General features: G+C 32.2%; 15 protein-coding genes, 1 tRNA gene and 1 pseudogene. 8 read left to right on the top strand and 9 right to left on the bottom strand.

Annotated features, from left to right (window positions below; genetic code table 11):
• Positions 1-148 precede the first annotated feature (148 nt).
• The 9 genes from noc to rpmH all read right to left on the bottom strand — a co-directional run bounded on the left by noc (position 149) and on the right by rpmH (position 8,635).
• Positions 149-946 carry a nucleoid occlusion protein gene (gene noc, locus JCM14822_RS15350; protein WP_054743217.1) on the bottom strand — a complete coding sequence of 266 codons (798 nt, stop codon included), beginning with the start codon at positions 944-946 and terminating at the stop codon, positions 149-151.
• A 753-nt stretch (positions 947-1,699) separates the two neighbouring features.
• Positions 1,700-2,428 carry a 16S rRNA (guanine(527)-N(7))-methyltransferase RsmG gene (gene rsmG / locus JCM14822_RS15345; RefSeq protein ID WP_054743216.1) on the bottom strand — a complete coding sequence of 243 codons (729 nt, stop codon included), beginning with the start codon at positions 2,426-2,428 and terminating at the stop codon, positions 1,700-1,702.
• The gene (gene mnmG, locus JCM14822_RS15340; protein WP_054743215.1) at positions 2,428-4,341 is read right to left on the bottom strand and encodes a tRNA uridine-5-carboxymethylaminomethyl(34) synthesis enzyme MnmG; all 1,914 of its coding nucleotides are present in this window, start codon (positions 4,339-4,341) and stop codon (positions 2,428-2,430) included. Before mnmG ends, rsmG begins: the two co-directional genes overlap by 1 nt.
• A gap of 9 nt (positions 4,342-4,350) precedes the next feature.
• Positions 4,351-5,733 carry a tRNA uridine-5-carboxymethylaminomethyl(34) synthesis GTPase MnmE gene (gene mnmE / locus JCM14822_RS15335; RefSeq protein ID WP_054743214.1) on the bottom strand — a complete coding sequence of 461 codons (1,383 nt, stop codon included), beginning with the start codon at positions 5,731-5,733 and terminating at the stop codon, positions 4,351-4,353.
• A 46-nt stretch (positions 5,734-5,779) separates the two neighbouring features.
• The gene (jag, locus tag JCM14822_RS15330) at positions 5,780-6,592 is read right to left on the bottom strand and encodes an RNA-binding cell elongation regulator Jag/EloR (RefSeq protein WP_054743213.1); all 813 of its coding nucleotides are present in this window, start codon (positions 6,590-6,592) and stop codon (positions 5,780-5,782) included.
• A gap of 58 nt (positions 6,593-6,650) precedes the next feature.
• Positions 6,651-7,742: a YidC/Oxa1 family membrane protein insertase gene (locus JCM14822_RS15325; RefSeq protein ID WP_054743212.1), complete on the bottom strand. Its 1,092-nt coding sequence runs from the start codon at positions 7,740-7,742 to the stop codon at positions 6,651-6,653.
• A gap of 54 nt (positions 7,743-7,796) precedes the next feature.
• Positions 7,797-8,045 carry a membrane protein insertion efficiency factor YidD gene (yidD, locus tag JCM14822_RS15320; protein WP_054743211.1) on the bottom strand — a complete coding sequence of 83 codons (249 nt, stop codon included), beginning with the start codon at positions 8,043-8,045 and terminating at the stop codon, positions 7,797-7,799.
• A gap of 47 nt (positions 8,046-8,092) precedes the next feature.
• Positions 8,093-8,446, bottom strand: coding sequence for a ribonuclease P protein component (gene rnpA, locus JCM14822_RS15315; protein WP_054743210.1), 354 nt, complete (start codon positions 8,444-8,446; stop codon positions 8,093-8,095).
• Positions 8,447-8,500: 54 nt separating this feature from the next.
• Positions 8,501-8,635: a 50S ribosomal protein L34 gene (rpmH, locus tag JCM14822_RS15310; RefSeq protein WP_054743209.1), complete on the bottom strand. Its 135-nt coding sequence runs from the start codon at positions 8,633-8,635 to the stop codon at positions 8,501-8,503.
• A gap of 799 nt (positions 8,636-9,434) precedes the next feature.
• Between rpmH and dnaA the strand changes: the two genes are divergently transcribed.
• From dnaA to JCM14822_RS15270, 8 genes and pseudogenes are all read left to right on the top strand, one after another.
• Positions 9,435-10,769, top strand: coding sequence for a chromosomal replication initiator protein DnaA (dnaA, locus tag JCM14822_RS15305; RefSeq protein ID WP_054743208.1), 1,335 nt, complete (start codon positions 9,435-9,437; stop codon positions 10,767-10,769).
• A 251-nt stretch (positions 10,770-11,020) separates the two neighbouring features.
• Entirely contained in the window at positions 11,021-12,124 is a 1,104-nt protein-coding gene (gene dnaN, locus JCM14822_RS15300) for a DNA polymerase III subunit beta (RefSeq protein ID WP_054743207.1), read from the top strand.
• A 100-nt stretch (positions 12,125-12,224) separates the two neighbouring features.
• Complete coding sequence (gene yaaA, locus JCM14822_RS15295; protein ID WP_054743206.1) at positions 12,225-12,431, top strand: S4 domain-containing protein YaaA; 207 nt, start codon at positions 12,225-12,227, stop codon at positions 12,429-12,431.
• Between the two features lie 17 nt (positions 12,432-12,448).
• Entirely contained in the window at positions 12,449-13,534 is a 1,086-nt protein-coding gene (recF, locus tag JCM14822_RS15290; RefSeq protein ID WP_054743205.1) for a DNA replication/repair protein RecF, read from the top strand.
• Positions 13,535-13,635: 101 nt separating this feature from the next.
• Positions 13,636-15,540, top strand: a complete 1,905-nt coding sequence (gene gyrB / locus JCM14822_RS15285; RefSeq protein WP_054743204.1) for a DNA topoisomerase (ATP-hydrolyzing) subunit B — start codon at positions 13,636-13,638, stop codon at positions 15,538-15,540.
• 21 nt (positions 15,541-15,561) lie between these two features.
• Positions 15,562-18,115: pseudogene (gene gyrA / locus JCM14822_RS15280) on the top strand (DNA gyrase subunit A).
• Positions 18,081-19,124, top strand: coding sequence for a C39 family peptidase (locus JCM14822_RS15275; protein WP_054743203.1), 1,044 nt, complete (start codon positions 18,081-18,083; stop codon positions 19,122-19,124). The pseudogene gyrA and the gene JCM14822_RS15275 overlap by 35 nt, the downstream one beginning before the upstream one ends.
• A 285-nt stretch (positions 19,125-19,409) precedes the next feature.
• Positions 19,410-19,498 (top strand) — tRNA-Ser (locus tag JCM14822_RS15270).
• The last annotated feature ends 79 nt before the right edge of the window (positions 19,499-19,577 follow it).

Genomic DNA, 19,577 nt, shown 5'->3' with positions numbered 1-19,577 from the left:
AAGAACATAGTTATCTATCTTTAGCATTGCCTTATTTTTATATTTTTAAAATGAGGCAATGCTAAAGATAGATAACTTATTCCTTTAAAAAGCAGCTACTTAAATATGAGTAGCTGCCTTTCTAAACAATCCCTTACTTTTTTTATAATTAATTAATAGGAATTTTAATTCTTATTTCATATCCATCTTCTTGTTCTTTCATAGTGTATTTCGCATCTACACCAGCTTTTTGGATCATGTTTACTGCTTGTGTAATTGTATTTGTTACAAGTCTCATGTCCTTAACATATGATTTAACCTTTTGATTTGCTTTATGCTGAATCATATTTTCTCTTGTAATATCCACTAACATTTGTTCAATAAGTTGCTCTGATTTTTTTACATTAAGCTCTTGTTTAATAATTTTTTCAAGTGCTACTAATTGGAATTTCTCATCTGGTAATTTTAATAATGCTCTCGCATGTCTTTCAGTTAAGTTATTTTCAATTAAAAGTTTTTGGATTGTTGATGATAACTTTAAAACTCTTAATTTATTAGCAACTGTTGATTGATTCTTACCTAATGTATTAGCTAACTCTTGTTGTGTATATCCATAGTCCTGCATAATCGTATGATATGCTTGACTTTCTTCTAAAAAGTTTAAGTTTTCACGTTGCAAGTTTTCAATAAGGGCTAGTACTGCACTGTCTTTGGTATTCACTTCAACTATAACTGCTGGAATTGTTTGAAGACCTGCTAATTTAGAAGCTTTTAATCTTCTTTCACCTGCAATAAGTTCATATGAATCTCCAACCATTCTCACAGTAATAGGTTGCATTAATCCATGTTCTAAAATAGAATTTGCAAGCTCTTGTAGAGCAGCATCAGAAAAAACCTTTCTAGGCTGATAAGGATTTGGTCTAACACGATCTACAGCAACATTTTCTATCTTTAAATCTTTTTGCATTTATTCTGCTCCCCTCTAAAATAACGTTTCGCTACTTATCAGTATAGCATATTTTACCTTTAAAAACTATATTCATACAAAATCATTCAAGATTCTCCCTAAACTATCCACATATAAAAAGAAATAAACAGAATCTGTGTATTACCTGTTAATTCTGTGGATATCATTTTTTACTTTTAAAAACTTTTTATTTACCCACTTTTCTTTCTTACCCTATCTCATTAATTTTTTATCCACAAGCTCAGACTTATATTTTCCTTTTTAATTTCATATTATTTTATATGTACTTACGGGGAGAGTAATCCCCAGCTCCCTCCAAGCGCTGTGCACTATTTTTACTAATCTTTTTTTAGTTTATTTATACTTTTATTATTCTAACATATTTTATTACCTCGCGAAGCGAGGTCGCAGTTTTAAATTTTTTGAATTTTTTAATTATCTAGACAGTTTTTTTCTAAAAATACTCCTTTTTTACTCTTTTTCAGCTACTAAATTACTTTTACTACTTTGATTTATTTACCTAATAGCCTTTAAAATCTATTTACTAATTTTCATTTAAATCAATCTGACAGTATTTCTTTTCCACAATAATGTTATTATCTATTCCTATATGTGGATAACTCATCTTATAAATTTTATCATTGTAATCTAAATCATATTTTCTTTTTCTAATTACATTTTTTACTTATCCACAATATTTGGATAAAAAGAGGAGCTATCAACAACTTTATCTGATAACTCCTCTTTTTAATTCTACTTTTCCACACCTAACGGTGCTTTTGTTGGCTCTCCTGCTTTCCTTGGATATTTACTAGCAGTTGGTTTTACCTTTTTGATCTTAGCAATTTTATGATTTAACTCTGTAAATGGTACCTTCGCATCTACAACTTCATCTAACTGACCACCTAAAATCTTAATGGCTTTTTTACCTTGCTCTAATTCTTCATCTAATTTTTGTCCTTTTAAAGCAATTAAATAGCCATCTACTTTAACAAATGGTAATGTATATTCACTAAGTACAGCTAAGTTGGCTACGGCTCTAGATGCACAAATATCAAAGCCTTCTCTATAAGATTTATTTTTTCCTAAGTCTTCTGCTCTAGAATGAATACATTCAATATCTGTAAGTTCTAATTTAGAAATTACTTCTTCTAAAAAAACTAATCTTTTCTTTAATGCATCTACTAAAGTTACTTTTAAATTTGGAAAGGCAATTTTCATTACAAGACCAGGGAATCCAGCTCCTGTTCCAATATCAATTACAGTTCTTTTTTCATTCATATCTAAAGCATTATTTACTGTCATACAATCTAAGAAATGTTTTGTAATAACTTCTATATCCTCTGTAATAGCTGTTAAATTCATTTTCTCGTTCCACTCTTGTAAAAGTGCCTTATACATCATAAACTGCTCTACTTGTCTTTCTGAAAGCTCTATGTCAAGCTCTCTTGCACCATTAACTAATAACTCTCTTTGATCCATTAACATTCCTCTTTTTCATCATTTTGAGCTTTTTCCATACGACCTTTTTGTTCTAAATATACTAATAACATAGAAATATCAGCTGGTGAAACCCCTGAAATACGAGAAGCTTGACCAATTGAAATAGGTCTTACTTGTTCAAGTTTTTGTTTTGCTTCAATTCTTAAGCTGTAAACATCATCATAGTTAATATCTTTTGGAATTAAACGACGTTCAAGACGTTTAAATTGTTCTACTTGACGTTGTTGTCTTACGATATATCCTTCATAACGAAGCTCAATCATAACTTGTTCTATAACTTCTAATGGAAGTTCTGGTCTATCTGTATCTACTTCTTTGAAATCATCGTATTCAAGCTCTGGTCTTTTTAGGATTTCACTTAAAGAAATGCCTGAGCGAAGTAATGTACTACCTTTAGCTTCTAAAATAGCTTGTACTTTTTCACTTGTTCCTACGAATACTGTTTTTAATCTTTCAAGTTCAGCTTCAATAGCTGCTCTTTTTTCTACAAATTTCACATATCTTTCTTCTTTGATAAGTCCTGCTTCATAACCTTTTTGTGTAAGTCTAAGGTCCGCATTATCTTGTCTTAAAAGAAGTCTATATTCAGCTCTAGAAGTCATCATGCGGTAAGGTTCTCTTGTTTCTTTAGTTACTAAATCATCAATTAAAACCCCTACATAACCTTCTGAACGGTCAATAATCATAGGTTCTCTACCTTCAACTTTAAGCGCCGCATTGATACCAGCTACTAATCCTTGAGCTGCAGCTTCTTCATATCCTGAACTTCCGTTCATTTGCCCAGCACTGAAGAAACCTTCAATATTTTTTAACTCTAATGAGTGTTTTAATTGCATTGGATTGATACAATCGTATTCAATTGCATAACCTGTTCTCATTACTTGTACATTCTCTAATCCTTTAATAGAACGAAGCATTTCTAACTGTACTTCTTCTGGTAATGAAGAACTCATACCTTGAACATACATCTCTGTAGTATTTTCACCTTCTGGCTCAATAAATACTTGATGTCTTTCTTTATCTGCAAATCTTACTACTTTATCTTCGATTGATGGACAATATCTTGGTCCAACACCTTCGATTACACCAGAATACATTGGTGAACGATGTAAGTTATCACGAATGATTTGATGTGTTTTTTCATTTGTATAAGTTAAATAACAAGGATATTGGTCTCGTTTAATATCATCTTCTTTATTTTCGAAAGAGAATGGTACGATACGTTTATCTCCATGTTGAGGTTCCATTACAGAGAAATCTACTGTTCTTGCATCTACTCTGGCTGGTGTACCTGTTTTAAAACGTCTGAGTTCGATTCCTAGCGCTTTTAAGCTATCACTAAGTGTATTTGATGTCTTAAGTCCATTAGGTCCTGTATGCTCAATATGCTCACCTGTAAGACATCTTGAACGTACATAAGTTCCTCCAGCAAGTACTACTACTTTACATGGATATACTGCTCCTGTACTTGTAACAACAGCTTTTACTTTGCCATCTTCAACTTGAACTTCTACGATTTCTTGTTGTCTAATACTTAAGTTTTCTGTTTGCTCAAGTACTTCTTTCATTTTATGGCTATATTTCACTTTATCAGCTTGTGCTCGTAATGAGTGAACAGCTGGGCCTTTAGCTGTATTTAACATACGAGATTGGATATACGTTTTATCAATATTTTTTCCCATTTCTCCGCCAAGTGCGTCAATTTCTCTTACAAGATGTCCTTTTGATGTTCCCCCTACATTAGGGTTACATGGCATCATTGCAATACTATCTAATGACATTGTAAACATAGATGTTTTATGACCCATGCGAGCTGTAGCAAGTGCTGCTTCACAACCAGCATGTCCTCCACCTATAACTGCAACGTCTATCGTTTCTGCAATATAAGTCATTTTCTTCTCCTACTTTCCTAAACAAAATCTACTGAATAACTGATCAATAATTTCTTCCTTTAATGATTCTCCTACAATCATGCCTAAATGTCCATAGGCATCATGTAAATCTATTGCTAAGCAATCTTCTGGTAATCCACAAGCAATTGCATCTAATACCTTCTCTAAACTCTTAATTGCATTGATAAGAGCTTGTTTTTGTCTTTGGTTAGAAATAGTTGCTTCGTTACTAATTGAAGTATTGCCTTTAATTACAAAGTTTTTCATTTCTGTACGTAATTCATTTAAGCCACTTTGTTCTTTAGCTGAAATACGCGCAACTGTTCCGTTACTAAAGTGTTCTTTGAACATTTCCTCTGTAATATTATTATCTAAGTCAATTTTATTAAGAACATAGATAACTCTTTTATCTTTAATTTGCTCTAAAATCTCTAAATCTTTTTCTAATAAACCTGCATTACTATCCACTAACATTAATACAAGATCCGCTTCTTCAATAGATGTCTTTGATTTCTCTACCCCAATACGTTCTACAACATCATCAGTTTCACGAATTCCTGCTGTATCTAATAATTGGAATGGGATTCCATCTACATTAAGGTAAGCTTCTACAACGTCTCTTGTTGTTCCTGGGATATCTGTAACAATTGCCTTATTTTCTTCTAATAATGCATTAAGTAATGATGATTTACCAACGTTAGGTCTACCTACAATAGCAGTTTTAACACCCTCACGAATCATCTTACCTGTGTCTGCTGTTTTTAACAGTCTTTGAAGTTTTGTAAGAAGCTCTTCAAGCTCCTGATCAAATTCTTCTGTGATAGGTTCATCTTGATCATATTCTGGATAATCAATAGAAACTTCAATACGTGCAATAATTTGGATTAATAAGTCTTGGTATTCTTTAATGCTTTTAGATAAGTTACCCTCTAATTGACCAATAGCTTGTGATAATGATAACTCTGTTTTAGCCTCAATAACGTCCATAATCGCTTCTACTTGAGCAAGGTCAATACGTCCATTTAAGAATGCACGCTTTGTAAATTCTCCACTATCTGCAATTCTAGCACCTACGCTGATTACTTCCATAAGAACAGCATTAAGTGGCACTGGGCCTCCATGACAGTTAATTTCAACAACATCTTCTCTTGTAAAAGTTCTAGGCCCCTTCATGAGCATAACTAAAACTTCATCTAAAACCTTACCATCTTTATTAACGATATGTCCATAGTTAATTGTATGGGAATCTACGTCAGCTAGTGATTTTTTATTTGCCGCTCTAAAAATTTTATCAACTATACTTACTGCATCATTCCCACTTACTCTAATAATTCCAATGCCACCTATGCCCACAGGTGTAGATATAGCTGCTATAGTATCTTCAAATAACATAAATTTTAAGTCCTTTCTAAATAAAAAACCCAGTATAGAACTGGGTTTATCTGTATGATTTATTTTGATAGTTTGGTGTAATAACCACTCTTCTAAATGGTTCTTTACCTTCACTATGTGTTTTTACAATTTTACTATCCTGCAAAGCTGAATGAATAATTCTTCTATCATATGGATTCATTGGTTCTAATATAATTGGCTTTTTACTTTGTTGAGCTTTTTTACTTAACTTATAAGCAAGTTTCTTAAGAGTTTCCTCTCTTCTTGCTCTATAGTTTTCTGTGTCTAACATAATTTTAACATATTCTGTACGACCTTTGTTTGCAACAATGTTAACAATATATTGAATCGCATCTAATGTCTCGCCTCGTTTACCAATAACAACACCCATACTTTTACCTTCAAAGCCTATGCTTAATCTATTGTTATTAACTACTTCAGACTTAACAGTTGCTTCAATATTCATCTCTCTTAAAAGCTTATATAAAAACTCTTCTGCTAATGCTTGTACATGTGCTAATTCATCTCTAGTCACTACTACAGCATCTTCTGAATCCTTTTTCTCTTTATTTTTAACTTTGCTTGATTTTGGTGGTGCCACCGTTTCAGTTTCTTTATTTGCATTAGCAACTTTAACATCTTCTTTAACTTCAGATATCACTTCAATTTGTGGTTCAACTTCTGCTGGTGCCTTAAGTGTTACTCTAACTTTAGCGTCTCTTGCACCAAATCCTAATAACCCCTTTGAGCCTTTAGTAATAATCTCGATATCTACTTCCTCTGTACTAGCACCTAACTCTATTAACGCTTCTGTTACAGCGTCATTAACAGTTTTACCTACTTTTTCAACACTTCTCATGTTTATACCCCCAACCTTTGTAAATTTACTGGCTTACTTTTACCACTTCACTTTACTGCTATTTTAGGTTGTCTTGATCAGTATTATCAGTTTTTTGGACTGGTACTCTTTTTCTTACTTTTCTAGTAGTAACCCGTCCATTCTTACTAGCTTCTTCACGATCTTTTTTAAGTTGTGCTTCCATTTTTTCATCTTGCTTAGCAAGCATTTTGTTTACAACCCACTGTTGCCCCATCATAATTACGTTACCAGAAATCCAATAAAGTGCTAAACCGATTGGCATAGTGTAAGACATGAATGCTGTCATAACAGGCATTACAATATTCATTGTTTTCATCATAGATTCAGCAGGATTTTGTTCACTTGATGCAGTGCTTTGTACTGCACCATTTGCTGACATTGTAATCTTAGAGAAAATATATGTTGATGCACCTGCAATAATAGGCACGAGGATTGCTAACCACATTCCTGAACTTATAAGTAACTTAGGTGTATCTACTACGTTCATTGTTAAAAATGTCTCATAGCTGTGTTTTAATTGGAAAATTTGATCTAAACCTGGTACATTGCCAGCGCTTTGTAAAAATTCATTCCATTGTGTTGTTGTTAAATGGCTTAAAAATTGAGATACGCCATCAACTTGTGATAAATCATATTGTTGACGAGAATTTACATATACTGAATCTGCAAATGGTTGTAATAAACTTTGATAGTTCGCAATATTAATAGTAACAATCTCAGCCATTTGATGATATACATTTGTTAATTTATTAATATATTGCGCTGGTGTACGAAGTACATTAAATAACGCAATAATTAATGGAAATTGGATTAATAATGGTAAACATCCAGCAAAAGGATTAATTTTATACTTTTTATATAAAACTTGCATCTCTTGACTCATCTGCATTTGAGATTGTTGATCCTTTTTATCTTTATACTTGTTTTGAATTCTTTGCATTTCAGGCTGAATTTTACTCATGCCCCTACTTGTTCTTTGTGAAGACAATTGTAAAGGTGTCATTAAAACACGTGCTACTAATGTAAATAAAATAATTGAAATCCCAAGCGCTGCTTCTGGAGATATAAGGGTTACCCCTTCAAAAATTACATTAAGTATTGCCCCAAAAAATTGATTAATTAGACTCATTCGTTTCCTCCTAATTTTTTCTTAACAACATTCATGTCGTCTTTAACATTAAGGTTACTTTTTACTCAACTTCACTTTCTTCTCTGGTACTGGATCATACATTACAGGATGAAGTGGTTGGCATTTAAGAATCCTTTTTATTCCTAGAAATGTTCCCTTTATAAAACCATGAATTTGTATTGCTTCGTAAGTATATTGTGAACATGTTGGATAGAATCTACAATTCCCTCCTAACATGGGGGATATTCCTTTTTGGTAAAATCTAATAAGTAAAAGTGCTACTTTCTTAGGTAAATTCTTCATCTTCACCCTCCCTTTTGTAGCAATTATAGCCTATTTTTATAAATCTATTATAAATCTTCTTGTTTGCCATATACCCTATGTTGTTTCAACAAATGAATAAGTGCGGAAGAAATATCCTGATAGGACGCTCCATTAGCATTAGATCTTGCTACAATAACAAAATCCCAGCCTTGTTTTTCGATATATTCTTCATTTAATCTATAACTTTCTCTAATGAGTCTAGTTGTACGGCTACGTACAACACTATTCCCAACTTTTTTACTAACCGATATACCCAGTCTGTTATCAGATTTATTATTTTTTAACTTATATACAACTAAATACTTGTTAGCAAAAGATTTTCCTCTTCTATACACTACTCTAAACTCGTAGTTTTTCTTTAGTGATTCTGCATATTTCATAAAAAATGCTCCTAAATTTCTATAGCAAAACAAGGCCACAAAAGCGGCCTTGTTTTATGCTGTTAATTTTTTTCTACCTTTTGCTCTTCTTCTAGCTATTACCGCTCTACCGTTTTTAGTTCTCATTCTTTTACGAAAACCATGTTCTTTACTTCTTTGACGTTTCTTTGGTTGGAAAGTCATTTTCATTGTGTGTTACCTCCTTTTTGGGATAAGTTACCACACAATATGCACATTAAAATGATAAATAATCAAACGGATAATTATCTATCTCACACAAATTAAAAAATATTTACATTCATTTATAGAAATGTAAACAAGCACTATAATCAGTATAAAAGATTTGTTTTCTAACGTCAAGATGTACGCTTAATATTCAGCCAATAAATATTTGGTAATTAAACTGGCAGCATCTAAAATTGCCTATTTAAAAGAAATGGCATTTCAAAATATAATATTTTATACACAAAAAATAAAAAGCTTCCTATTATAATGTATAATAACTTAGTATCTTTTCTCGCTATCTTCCCCTATTATTCCCTATCTTTTCTCTTTTTACTCATTTTTAGCTAGTCCTATTTTCTTTTTATTTATATTTAAATCTATTGCTTTCTATTTTACTTTTCTTTTAAACAATCTGCTAAAATATCCACATTTTATCCACTACAAATTCTGTGGATATTTTTTAGAGACAGGTTGATTTTCCACAGGTATTTTGATATTATTAGATTATCTGTAGATAAGTTGTTAATTAAGTAATGTTATTCACATTTTGTTGATAACCCTGTGTATAACATATATTTTTTTTGTTTTTTATTATTTTTTTTAGATTTCCTACGTTGAATAACTTTATCCACAACCTGTTTCTAATTCACTTATTCAACCAGGAAATTTGACTTTTTCAAGATATATGTTGATTATTTTATGCACATGTTGACAATACTTGAATAAGCTGTGCATAAATTTACGTAAATTAGGAGGATTAAGAATGTCATCAGTGTATGAAAAACAATGGGAAGCCATTCTTAGTATTATCGAACTAGAAACATCTAGTGTTAGTTTTAATACTTGGTTTAAAGATACGCAAATTCTTGATATTCAAGACAATGTCTTAATATTAAATGTTAAAAATGAGTTTACTAAAGAAATTCTCAATACGCGTTATCTAGAACTCATTCGTAATAGTGCTCTACAAGTTTTAAACAAAGAGTACACGATTAAGTTTGTGCTTCCTAATGAACAAACAAATTTAGAGCAAAATAACAAGAAAACTGAACAGGTACAAGACCCATTAAATACCCCTAGTAATCTTAATCCTAGATATGTATTCGATAGTTTTGTAGTAGGTAACAGTAATCGCATGGCACATGCTGCAGCTTTAGCTGTTGCGGAAGCACCTGCCCGTGCTTACAACCCTCTATTTTTATATGGAGGCGTAGGTCTTGGTAAGACTCACCTTATGCATTCTATTGCACATTTTATTTTGGATCAAAATCCTAATGCAAAGGTTATCTATGCCTCATCGGAGAAATTTACAAATGAACTTATTAACTCAATTCGTGATGATAAGAATGAAAGTTTTCGCAATAAATATAGAAATATCGATGTGTTATTAATTGATGATATTCAGTTCATTGCAGGAAAAGAACGTACTCAAGAAGAATTTTTCCATACCTTCAATGAATTGCATGAAGCAAATAAACAAATTATTATATCAAGTGATCGTCCACCTAAGGAAATTCAAACTCTTGAAGATCGTTTACGTTCACGTTTTGAATGGGGACTTATCGCTGATATTCAAAGCCCAGATTTAGAAACTAGAATTGCTATTTTACGCAAAAAAGCTGAAATCGAAAGTCTATCAGTACCTGAAGATGTACTTTTATTTATTGCAAAAACAGTTATTTCTAATATTAGGGAACTTGAAGGTGCTTTAAATAGAATCCTTGCATTCTCTTCATTAACTAATAAACCAATTACAGTTGAACTAGCTAATGAAGCACTTAAAGACCTTATTTCTAAAGATAAACCTAAAGTAATTACAGCAGAATATATTCAAGAGACAGTAGCAGCTTACTTCCATCTTAAACCTGAAGATCTTCAATCTTCTAAAAGAACACGTAACATTGCATACCCTCGTCAAATCGCAATGTATCTCTGCCGTAAACTTACAGACCTTTCTCTCCCTAAAATTGGTGAGAAATTCGGTGGTCGTGATCATACAACTATTATTCATGGTTTTGAAAAGATTTCTCGTGAGCTTCAAACTGACATTGAACTTACTCAAGTTTTAAATGAACTTGAAGCTAAAATTACATCTTAATAACCTGTGTATATTATTGTGAACTTAAAGTGAATTATTTGTGGATTTTTCTTTAACTTTAACCTTAATGTGAATAGTGTGGATAAAGTTAAAGAAAAACATCAACTTGTCCACAGCTATATATACAAGTATTTATTTAACAACTTCAAGGGGTTGTCGTAGTTATCCACATTACCCACAAGATCTATTACTATCATTACTATAAAATATATTATTATTGTATATGTTTTACTCGAAAGGAGATTATCCACATGCATATCTATTGCAGACAAGATTTATTGCTTAATAGTATCAATACAGTTCTAAAAGCATGTTCAACAAAAACAACAATGCCTATTCTAGAATGTATCCTATTACAAGCATCTAATAATAAATTAACATTAGTAGGAAATAACTTAGAGCTAGGTATTGAAAGCACTATTGATGCTGAAGTTATAATAGAAGGCTATATTGCCTTAGAAGCTAAAATTTTCTCTGAAATCATCAGAAAAATGCCAGGAGAAATCGTTGAAATCTCATCAGATGATCACTTTATGACAAGTATCGTTAGTGAAAAATCTAAATTCCAAATCGCTGGACAATCAGGGAAAGACTTCCCAGGACTCCCATCTGTGGAAAAAACAAATTCCTGTACAGTTAGTCAGCTTGTTTTAAAAGACATGATTCGCCAAACAATTTTCTCTGTTGCCCAAGATGAAACAAGACCTATTCTTACAGGTGAAATGTTACAAATTAAAGATAACAGTTTAAATCTCGTATCTGTAGATGGATACCGTATCTCTTATAGAAAAACAACACTCTCAATTGAGAATACTGATGTAGAAGTTGTCATTCCAGGAAAGACACTTGTTGAAATTAATAAGATTTTATCTAGTGAAGAAGAACAAGTTACAATCTACTTTGAAGACAAACATGTTCTCTTTGATTTAGGTGATAGTAAAGTTGTTTCAAGATTACTTGAGGGAGAATTCTTAAAATACGAACAAGTATTTTCTTCTGATTATGAAACACAAATCGTTGTAGATCGTAAGAACTTACTTATGAGTATTGAACGTGCTGCACTTATTTCTAGAGAAGGTAAGAAAAATCCTATTAAATTAGAGATGGACGGTGATAAAGTTATCATCACATCTAACGCAGAACTTGGAACAGTCAGAGAAGAGCTTGATGTAGAACTTGAAGGTAAAGAAATTACAATTGCTTTCAATCCAAAGTACTTAATTGATTCACTTAAAGCAATTGATGATGATAAAGTTTGTATTAACTTTATTTCAGCTTTAACACCATGCATTATTAAGCCAGAAGAAGGCGATCACTATAAATATTTAATATTACCAATCCGTGTAAATGCATAATTAAAATTAAGTCGCTCTAAAATTCAATTATGAATCATAGAGCGATTTATTCATTAGTGTTTTGTATACAATATACGTAAAAGAAAAGGAGTATTTTAAAATGACGGAGATTAAAATTGATACAGAGTTTATTAAATTAGACCAACTTATGAAATATGCTTCAATGGTACAGACAGGTGGAGAAGCAAAAATGCTTATTGCTCAAGAACTTGTTTTAGTAAACGGGGAAATCTGCACACAAAGAGGTAAAAAAATCAGACCTGGTGATGAAGTGCAATTTGATGGAGAAACTTATAAAGTTTATTAATCAAGAGGGAGAACTTTATGTATATAAAGGAGCTATCTTTAAGTGATTTTAGAAACTATGATGAGTTAAACATTCAACTAGATCATGGTATAAATATTTTTAGAGGGGATAATGCCCAAGGAAAGACAAATGTACTAGAAGCGGTATATCTTTGCGCTACTGCTAGATCGCATCGTACACACAAAGAAAAAGAAATCATTAGATGGAATCAAGAAGTTGCTCACGTAAAAATTAACGTGCAAAAACATTATGTTGAGGATGTAATTGATTTTCATCTTACACAAAAATCTAAATCTGCACTTATTAATAAAATGCCTATTAGTAGATTGGGTGAATTATTTGGTTGTTTAAATATTGTTATGTTTTCACCAGAAGACTTACAGCTTATTAAAAATAGCCCTAAAGAACGTAGACGATTTATTGATATTGAACTTTGTCAAATTGATAAGATGTATTATTATGCCCTTAGACAATACCATAAAGTTTTAAAACAAAGAAATCTTGCATTAAAAGAATATTTCAAAACAAAGGATTACTCCATGTTAGATGTTTGGGATATGCAATTAGAAGAGTATGCTAAAACTATCATTCAAAAAAGAGAAGCCTTTATTGAAGAAATCAATGAAATCGCTTGCACGATTCACAAAGACATTTCTGGAGATAAAGAAACATTACAAGTGATTTATGAGCCAAGTGTAAAGGCGGAAGATTTTGGCGAAAAAACGCTGAGAAATAGAGAAAAGGACTTATTATATCAAAATACATCAATAGGTCCACACCGTGATGATATGACATTTTTAATTAATGGTATGGATGTTAAAACTTATGGATCGCAAGGACAACAGCGTTCTGTAGTACTATCTATGAAGCTGGCAGAACTAAATATTATGAAAAAGTATATAGGTGAGGAACCGATACTTTTACTGGATGATGTACTCTCTGAGCTGGATGATAAGCGTCAAAGGGATTTATTTAAATATACACAAAATATCCAAACATTAATTACTTGTACAGGAATTGAACAAAGTGTATGGAATACACAAAAAATTGGAAAACTATATAATGTAAGAGCTGGAAGAATTACACTAGATGATGGGGAATAGTTAAAAAATTAAGTAAATTTGCTTTAATTAGTGTTTTGGTGTATAATAAAAGTTGGATTATTATGTTTATGAGTAATTATTAAAGGAGTGAGATCTTAGTTATGGCAGCAACGTACAATGAAAATCAAATACAAATATTAGAGGGGCTGCAGGCAGTACGAAAAAGGCCTGGTATGTATATCGGTAGTACTTCCGTAAAAGGTCTTCACCATCTAGTATATGAAATCGTAGATAATGCCGTAGATGAAGCATTAGCAGGTTATTGCGATACTATCGTAGTAACTATACACCCAGATAATACAATATCAGTTTTAGATAATGGTCGTGGTATTCCAGTAGGAATTCACCCTCAAAAAGGAATTTCTACTGTAGAAGTTGTATTTACTATTTTACACGCAGGTGGTAAATTCGGCGGCGGAGGATATAAAGTATCTGGAGGTTTACATGGTGTAGGGGCATCAGTTGTAAATGCGCTTTCAGAATGGCTTACTGTAGAAGTTTATACTGACGGTAAGATTCATCAAGAAAAGTTTGCAAGAGGAGAAGTTGTTCAGCCTTTAACTGTAATCGGAGAAACAGATAAGGTGGGAACATATGTTCACTTTAAACCAGATGCGGAAATATTCGAAGAAACTGTATTTGACTATAAAGTTTTAGAACAAAGATTAAAAGAGACAGCTTTCTTAACAAAAGCGCTCAAAATTCAATTAGTTGATGAACGTGAAGATAAAAAGCAAGATAAAACTTTTCACTACGAAGGTGGTATTAAAGAGTTTGTTATGCAACTTAACAAACACAAGACACCGTTGTACGATCAAGTTTTCTATTGTGAAGGAGAAAAAGATGGTATAGCAGTTGAAGTATCATTCCAACATAATGATACTTATGTTGAAAATGTGTTTAGTTTTGTAAATAACATTAATACAATCGAAGGTGGTACACACCTTTCAGGATTTAGAACAGCAATTACTAAAAACCTCAATGATTATGCTAGAAAAATGGGGCTTTTAAAAGACTCAGAAAAGAACTTAACTGGTGATGATATCAGAGAAGGTATGACAGCTGTTATTAGTATTAAGATTAGTGAACCTCAATTTGAAGGACAAACAAAAACAAAATTAGGTTCTAGTGAAGCAGCAGGGGCTGTTCAATCAGTATTTGGTGATCAACTTACTTACTTCTTAGAACAAAATCCTAATGTAGGTAAAGTAATTATTCAAAAAGGTATCATGGCAGCTAGAGCTAGAGATGCAGCGCGTAAAGCGAGAGAGCTTACACGTAGAAAAAGTGCTTTAGAAGGCAACTCGCTTCCAGGTAAACTTGCAGATTGCTCTGAAAAAGATGCATCTAAATGTGAGATTTACATTGTCGAAGGGGATTCTGCAGGTGGTTCAGCTAAGAGCGCACGTTCACCAAAAACACAAGCAATCTTACCACTTAGAGGTAAAATACTTAACGTAGAAAAAGTAAGAATTGATAAAATGCTTGAGAACCAAGAAATTCGTAATATGATTACAGCTTTTGGCGCTGGTATTAGTGATGACTTTGATATTTCAAAGCTCAGATACGGTAAAATCATTCTCATGACCGATGCCGATGTCGATGGAGCGCATATCAGAACACTTTTACTTACATTCTTATACAGATACTATAGAGAACTTATCGAGCAAGATCATGTTTACATTGCTCAACCACCACTCTATTTAGTAGAAAAAAATAAAAAGAAACATTATGTATTTAATGATAAAGAACTAGAAAAATTACTTGAAGAAATTGGTAGAACAGGTGTTTCTCGTATGCAACGTTACAAAGGGCTAGGAGAAATGAATGCAGAGCAACTTTGGGAAACAACAATGGACCCTGAAACAAGAGTACTTGTTAAAGTAAATATTGATGATGCAGCAGCAGCAGATGAAATCTTTACAAAACTAATGGGTGATGATGTAGAACCAAGAAGAGAGTTCATTAATGAACATGCACATAAAGTAACCTACTTAGATATATAAAAAGGGCAAGGAGAATAATAAATGGATACAAATGATGTAACTTATGACAGAATTATTCATAGAGATATCAATGATGAAATGCAGACATGCTATATCGATTACGCTATGAGTGTAATCGTATCTCGTGCCCTTCCAGATGTACGAGATGGCTTAAAGCCTGTTCATCGTCGTATTTTATATTCTATGAGTGAGCTAGGTTTAGGCTCAGATAAACAATACAGAAAGTCAGCACGTATCGTTGGAGATACAATGGGTAAATATCACCCACATGGTGACTCTTCTATTTATGGTGCTATGGTACGTATGGCACAAGATTTCTCTACAAGATATCCATTAGTAGATGGGCAAGGGAACTTTGGGTCTATCGATGGGGATAGTCCTGCCGCAATGCGTTATACAGAAGCTCGAATGAGTAAAATGACAGCATTAATGCTTGCGGATATTGATAAAGACACAGTTGATTTTAGACCAAACTTTGATGAATCATCTAAAGAGCCTTGTGTTCTTCCATGTAGATTCCCAAATCTATTGGTAAATGGTTCATCAGGTATTGCTGTAGGTATGGCAACTAATATTCCACCACATAACTTAACAGAAGTTATTAACGGTGTAATTAAAATGATTGATAACTATAGAGGCGAAAATGAAGAAAATGAAGCTCGTGAAACAGATATTGATGAGCTCATGGCAATTATTCAAGGACCAGACTTCCCAACAGGTGCAACAATTTATGGACGCTATGGAATTGAACAAGCTTACCGTACAGGTAGAGGAAAAGTTAAGGTTAAAGCTAAAGCTGAGATTGAAGCTATGCAAGCTGGCAAGTCTAGAATTGTAGTTTCAGAAATCCCATACATGGTTAATAAATCTGTTTTAATTGAAAAGATGGCTGACCTTGTAAAAGAGAGAAAAATTGATGGTATTACTGATATTCGTGATGAGTCTGATAGAAATGGTATTTCTATAGTTATTGAACTTAGAAGAGATGTAAATCCAACAGTTATCCTCAATCAATTATATAAATATACACAATTACAAGATACATTTAGCATTAATATGCTTGCACTTGTGGATGATAAACCTAAAACACTTAACCTGAAAGAGGTTCTTGAACAATATCTCAAACATCAAGAAGATGTTGTGACAAGAAGAACACAATTTGATCTTAATAAAGCTGAAGCGAGAGCTCATATCTTAGAAGGTTTACGCAAGGCATTAGATAAAATCGATTTAATCGTATCCTTAATTCGTAGTTCTAAAACAGTTCAAGAAGCTAAAGAAAAACTTATTGAAGCAATTGATTTAACAGAGATTCAAGCTCAAGCAATTGTTGAAATGAGACTTCGTGCTTTAACAGGACTTGAAAGAGAAAAAATTGAGGAAGAATATCAAGAGTTACTGATAAAAATTGAATACTTAAAATCAATTTTAGGAAGTAAATACAAATTACTCGGTGTTATTAAAGATGAGATATCAGAAGTTAAACAAAAATATGGTGATGGACGTAGAACAGATATAACTATTGATGAAGATGAATATGATATTGAAGATTTAATTGATGAAGAGAATATCGTAGTTACTATTACTCAACTTGGTTATATTAAACGTATCCCTCTTGATACTTATAAAAACCAAAATAGAGGTGGTAAAGGTATTATTGGTCTTAATACGATTGAAGATGACTTTATCAAACAACTTTTCGTTACAACGAACTTTAACTATATTATGTTCTTCACTAATAAAGGTAAAGCATATCGTATTAAAGGATATAGAATCTGAAGCGGGTAGAATAGCTAGAGGTACAGCTATTGTTAACTTACTTGAATTAGATAAAGATGAAACAATTACAGCTGTATTCCCAATTAAGGAGTTTGAAGAGAATATGTTCTTAACTATGGTAACTAAAAAAGGACAAATTAAGAAAACTCCACTTAAAGACTTTAGAAACATCAGAAAGGGTGGGCTTATTGCATTATCTTTAGCTGAAGAAGATGAGTTAGTAGATGTACAAAAAACTACATCTAGAGATTCTATATTAGTTGCTACTAAATTTGGTCAAGGTATCATGTTTGAAGGTACAGATGTTAGACCAATGGGTAGAACAGCGAGAGGGGTACGTGCAATTAGTCTTAACGAAGGTGATGAAGTTATAGGGGCGACTGTACCTAAAGAAGGTGAGCAAGTCCTTACAGCTACAGAAAAAGGTTTAGGTAAGAGAACTCAAATTGATGCCTTTAGAGCACAAAAACGTGGAGGTAAAGGAATTAAGGTTAACAAGATTACTGAACGTACAGGTAATATTGTTGGAATTACAGCTGTTAAAGATGAAGATGAGTTATTAATGATTACATCTGAAGGTGTTATTATTCGGATTAAAGTAGCTCAAATATCTTCTATTGGACGTAATGCACAAGGGGTTAAATTAATTAATGTATCTGATGATGTAAAAGTTGTTTGTATTGAAAAAGTAGATGAAGAATTCGTTGATGACAGTATCGAAGAATCTACAGTAGAAATAGATGAAGAAGATATTGTAGAAGATGAAACAGAAACTACTGATACAACAGAAGAATAATGAAAAAGCTAGTATTATTTTATTAATATTAGTAATAATAGGTGGAGCGACAGGGTATTATTTATTTAAAAATTACCCAGTTGCTCTGCCTAATTTTATAGAACAAACATCATCAGACTATAAATATGTTATAAAAAGATCAGGTAAGATTGTAGCTGTGGCAAATAAAAAAGAAGAAGCAGTAGCTAAAGCTAAAAGAATCTCTAGAAGTATAGCTATTAATACATACAATCATGAGTGGGTATATGTAAACTTACAGCCATTTATGATTCTAACTGAAGATGCTACACATGACTTTAAGACATTTGAAGAAGCTTACCAATATGCAAAACGCAACGGTTATAATAAGATTTATTATAAAGATGGCAAACAACCATTTTGGCAAGAAAATGCTAAGCTTACAGAGAATAAGATACTAGAAGTTCCATTAGTGTTACAACTTCCAGAACTACCAAGAGGGTGTGAAGTGACTTCACTTGCAATGCTATTAAAGTATTATGGGATAAATGTATCTAAAATGACTTTAGCAGAAGAAGTGAAAAAAGACTCAACACCATATAGTCAAGATAAAGAAGGCAGAAAATATTATGGAAATCCATATGATGGCTTTGTTGGCGATATGTATAACAAAGGTAAGAACGGGTATGGAGTTTATCACGGACCAATAGCAGAACTAGGAAAGAAATATGTAGGTGAAGATCTAATAGATATAACAGGGGTGGAGTTTGAAGATTTATTATATTTTTTAAGTCAAGGAAGACCAGTATGGATAATTACAAATGCAACATATAAGTCATTAGGAGATAATCAATTTGAAATGTGGCATACGCCTACAGGGATAGTAAAGATTACTAAAAAGTTACACTCAATAGTAGTTACTGGATTTGATGAGCAGTATATTTATATTAATGATCCTTTATCAAATACTAGAAATAAGAAAGCTAATAGAGGAGATTTCGAAAAGGCCTGGGAGCAAATGGGTAATCAAGCTATTATTATTGCAAAATAGAGTAAGCAAAAAATAATATATATTAAAAAAGAGAAACAGAGTGTAAAGGAAGAAAAACTTAATACTCTGTTTTATTATTTTTAAAAAGAAGAAAATAAAATAGAAGATTTATTGTAATAACATAGACTTAAGGTAAACATTTAAAATAAGAAAGAACTTGGAAATACAAGGGTTTATAAAAAATATAAAAATATATTAGAAAAAAGCTTGACGTAAGCAGTAACCTTTGATAATATATATATTGTCCTGAGCGAAAGGACGAAACAAACAAGACATTGTTAGTTCGGAGAAGTACTCAAGTTGGCCGAAGAGGTGCCCCTGCTAAGGGTATAGGTCGGGTAACCGGCGCGAGGGTTCGAATCCCTCCTTCTCCGTTTTATTTCTGTTTAAAGTCAGGAATAAAAAACACTTGACATAAAGCAAATAATGCGATACACTTGTTAAGTAACAAAT

It is taken from the genome of Cellulosilyticum ruminicola JCM 14822, assembly GCF_001311925.1.
Lineage (GTDB): Bacteria > Bacillota > Clostridia > Lachnospirales > Cellulosilyticaceae > Cellulosilyticum > Cellulosilyticum ruminicola.
The sequence above is the reverse complement of the archived record's forward strand: the minus strand, read 5'-3'. Positions and strand labels throughout refer to the sequence as shown.

Bases quoted from the DNA above. Each gene is read 5' to 3' on its own strand.
- noc (WP_054743217.1), bottom strand. From the start codon at position 946: ATGCAAAAAGATTTAAAGATAGAAAATGTTGCTGTAGATCGTGTTAGA.
- rsmG (WP_054743216.1), bottom strand. From the start codon at position 2,428: ATGGATCAAAGAGAGTTATTAGTTAATGGTGCAAGAGAGCTTGACATA.
- mnmG (WP_054743215.1), bottom strand. From the start codon at position 4,341: ATGACTTATATTGCAGAAACGATAGACGTTGCAGTTATAGGTGGAGGA.
- mnmE (WP_054743214.1), bottom strand. From the start codon at position 5,733: ATGTTATTTGAAGATACTATAGCAGCTATATCTACACCTGTGGGCATA.
- jag (WP_054743213.1), bottom strand. From the start codon at position 6,592: ATGAGAAGTGTTGAAAAAGTAGGTAAAACTGTTAATGACGCTGTAACA.
- JCM14822_RS15325 (WP_054743212.1), bottom strand. From the start codon at position 7,742: ATGAGTCTAATTAATCAATTTTTTGGGGCAATACTTAATGTAATTTTT.
- yidD (WP_054743211.1), bottom strand. From the start codon at position 8,045: ATGAAGAATTTACCTAAGAAAGTAGCACTTTTACTTATTAGATTTTAC.
- rnpA (WP_054743210.1), bottom strand. From the start codon at position 8,446: ATGAAATATGCAGAATCACTAAAGAAAAACTACGAGTTTAGAGTAGTG.
- rpmH (WP_054743209.1), bottom strand. From the start codon at position 8,635: ATGAAAATGACTTTCCAACCAAAGAAACGTCAAAGAAGTAAAGAACAT.
- dnaA (WP_054743208.1), top strand. From the start codon at position 9,435: ATGTCATCAGTGTATGAAAAACAATGGGAAGCCATTCTTAGTATTATC.
- dnaN (WP_054743207.1), top strand. From the start codon at position 11,021: ATGCATATCTATTGCAGACAAGATTTATTGCTTAATAGTATCAATACA.
- yaaA (WP_054743206.1), top strand. From the start codon at position 12,225: ATGACGGAGATTAAAATTGATACAGAGTTTATTAAATTAGACCAACTT.
- recF (WP_054743205.1), top strand. From the start codon at position 12,449: ATGTATATAAAGGAGCTATCTTTAAGTGATTTTAGAAACTATGATGAG.
- gyrB (WP_054743204.1), top strand. From the start codon at position 13,636: ATGGCAGCAACGTACAATGAAAATCAAATACAAATATTAGAGGGGCTG.
- JCM14822_RS15275 (WP_054743203.1), top strand. From the start codon at position 18,081: ATGAAACAGAAACTACTGATACAACAGAAGAATAATGAAAAAGCTAGT.